General features: G+C 54.9%; 3 protein-coding genes and 1 pseudogene. 1 reads left to right on the forward strand and 3 read right to left on the reverse strand.

Annotation, left to right across the window (positions count from 1 at the left end):
* Positions 1-147, forward strand: a pseudogene (locus HMPREF1144_RS32350) (ketol-acid reductoisomerase); the annotation flags it as partial.
* Between the two features lie 76 nt (positions 148-223).
* On the opposite strand, the gene ppiC reads toward HMPREF1144_RS32350, so the two are convergent.
* From ppiC to HMPREF1144_RS11040, 3 genes are all read right to left on the reverse strand, one after another.
* A complete protein-coding gene (ppiC, locus tag HMPREF1144_RS11030; protein WP_004886861.1) occupies positions 224-505 on the reverse strand; it encodes a peptidylprolyl isomerase PpiC in 282 nt (93 codons plus the stop codon).
* 57 nt (positions 506-562) lie between these two features.
* Positions 563-2,056, reverse strand: coding sequence for an alpha-N-arabinofuranosidase (locus tag HMPREF1144_RS11035; protein WP_009652788.1), 1,494 nt, complete (start codon positions 2,054-2,056; stop codon positions 563-565).
* Between the two features lie 11 nt (positions 2,057-2,067).
* A partial coding sequence (locus HMPREF1144_RS11040) for an MFS transporter (RefSeq protein WP_227500435.1) occupies positions 2,068-2,577 on the reverse strand: 510 nt, incomplete at its 5' end.

Here is a 2,577-nt window from a genome sequence, read left to right on the forward strand (position 1 = left end):
CTGGGCAAAGCGATTGCCGAAGGCGCGGTAGACAACGCGCAGCTGCGTGATGTAAACGACGCCATTCGCAGCCATGCTATCGAGAAAGTGGGCCAGAAACTGCGTGGCTACATGACTGATATGAAACGTATTGCAGTCGCGGGCTGATGCCCTCACCCCAACCCTCTCCCACAGGGAGAGGGAGCAAACATTAAAGGCCTTCTCTTTGAGAAGGCCTTGCTGTTTATTTCCGGTACAGCACTTTGATGATGTGGTAACCGAACTGAGTGTGCAGCGGGCCGGTTGGCTCCAGCACCGGGCAGGAGAAGACCACTTTGTCGAACGCCGGCACCATCTGGCCCTGGCGGAATTCACCTAAGTCGCCGCCGCGTTTGCCCGACGGGCAGATGGAGTGCTTCTTCGCCAGCTTGCCGAAGTCGGCGCCGTTTTTAATCTGCTCCAGAAGATCCAATGCCAGTTTCTCTTCTTTTACAAGGATATGCAGTGCTGCTGCTGTTTTTGCCATGGTTTGCGCCCTGGGTTAAGTGATAAATCAGGGCGCAATATTAGCATGTAAAAGCCGTTACAGGATGTCGAAGGTGATGCGGTTCCACGACAGCGGCGGCAGGGTGAGGTCGGAGGCCGTGAGCGTCTCCGGCGCAACGCGATCCGGACGATCAAAGGTATTTTTCGCGTAGAGATCGTCACAGCGAAGGATCTGATGTTCTGCAAGACGCGTCTGGCCAAACGCCGACAGATCCGGATCCAGCGTGAAGCTGTCGTGAAAATCGCTGTTCAGCGCGAATAAATAGAGTTTACCCGCTGCGGCATTGTGCACCACGGCAGACTGGATGCGCCGTGCGTCACCGTATTTGCTGCTGAAGGTGCCCGCAGGAATGAAGTGGCGCAACGCGCTGCCTTTCGCCACGTTAGCCACCATCGCAAAGGGCCAGAAGATGGTCTGACGAATCACCCCGCCGCCCGCTTCGGTAAAGATGGGGGCAATGACGTTCACTAACTGCGCGAGGCTGGCCATTTTAACCCGATCGCAGTGGTTAATGAGGGAGCAGAGAAGACCGCCAACGACCAGCGCGTCGAGAAAAGAGTAACGGTCTTCCAGCAAAGGCGGCGCAACCTTAAAGCGATTCTCTTTATGCTTCATCGGCGCATCCCAGGGGTCGCCGCGCAGATACCAGACGTTCCATTCATCGAAGGAGATCATAATGTCCTTCTTACCGCGCTTGTACGCTTTCACATAGTTGGCGGTGCTGACGATGGTCTCGATAAAGTTGTCCATATTGACGAAGGAGGCCAGGAAGTCGCTTTCAGTGCCTTCGTTTTCATAATACTGGTGGCAGGAGATGTAATCGACGTAGTCGTAAAGTTCCTCGAGTACAACCCGATCCCAGGTGGGGAAGGTATCCATCATCGAGCTTGAACTCCCGCACGCAATGAGCTCAACCTCCGGGTCAACGCAGCGCAGAATTTTGGCCGTCTCGCGCGCCTTTTTGGCGTAGTCGTCGGCGCTCATTTGCCCGGTTTGCCACGGGCCGTCCATCTCGTTACCGAGGCACCAGAGTTTAAAGTTATAGGGTTCGGCGTCGCCGTGCTGCACGCGCAGATCGCTGAGCGTGGTGCCGCCAGGGTGGTTACAATATTCAATAAAGTATCCCGCTTCCTGCGGCGTGCCGGTCCCCAGATTGATGGCGATCATCGGCTCGACGTGGGTTTGTTGGCACCAGTGGTTAAACTCGCTGATGCCAAACTGGTTGCTCTCTTTGCTGATCCACGCGTAGTCCAGGCGCACCGGACGCTCTTCTTTGGGGCCAATGCCATCGCGCCAGTTGAAGCCGGAGACATAGTTGCCGCCGGGATAGCGCACGGTGGTGACGTTCATCTCTTTCACCAGGTTAATCACGTCCTGGCGGAACCCTTGCGCATCGGCTTCCGGGTGGCCGGGTTCGTAAATACCGGTATAAACCGCACGGCCCAGATGCTCAACGAAAGAGCCAAACAGCCGGGGGTTAATCTCGGCGATGCGATTATCCGGGGTAATGGCGAAGTGGAGCTTCGACATAACGTTCCTCCTTAAGCGGGGTAGTGGTTAGCTTTTAAATCGGTCTGAATTTCGTTCATCATCCGGGTGTCCAGCTTGTAAAAGAACAGGAACAGCAGTGATGTGATGATGCTGCCCGCTGCGGGAATGACGGTGATCAGCAGCATAATGGCGTTCAGTGTCTCTGGCGTTTGCTGAGGCGCATCCGGAACATAGTGTGTTAAGGACAGGATGGTGGCGGTAATCGTGCCGGCAATCGCCAGACTCACCTTCAGGGCGAACAGGTTGCCGGATGCATAGACGCCGGACATGCGACGCTTGAACTTCCATGCGCCAAAGTCGTCGGCATCGCCAATAAAGGACCAGAATATCGGCACCGTAATCGCGCCAATATAGCCGCGCAGGGTGTTGAGGGCGAAAATAGTCTCTATGTTTCGTGGGTCGATAAAGTAAATCAGGATGGAGATGGCTGCGGTAATAAAACCAACGTAAATATATAGTTTCACCTGGTGATGCTGCCAACTTACTGATTTAGTGTATGA

The sequence above is a fragment of the Klebsiella sp. OBRC7 genome, from assembly GCF_000293135.1.
GTDB classification, from domain to species: Bacteria; Pseudomonadota; Gammaproteobacteria; order Enterobacterales; family Enterobacteriaceae; genus Klebsiella; species Klebsiella michiganensis.

Excerpts from the sequence above, each read along its gene's own strand:
- ppiC (WP_004886861.1), bottom strand. The coding sequence starts at position 505 with ATGGCAAAAACAGCAGCAGCACTGCATATCCTTGTAAAAGAAGAGAAA.
- HMPREF1144_RS11035 (WP_009652788.1), bottom strand. The coding sequence starts at position 2,056 with ATGTCGAAGCTCCACTTCGCCATTACCCCGGATAATCGCATCGCCGAG.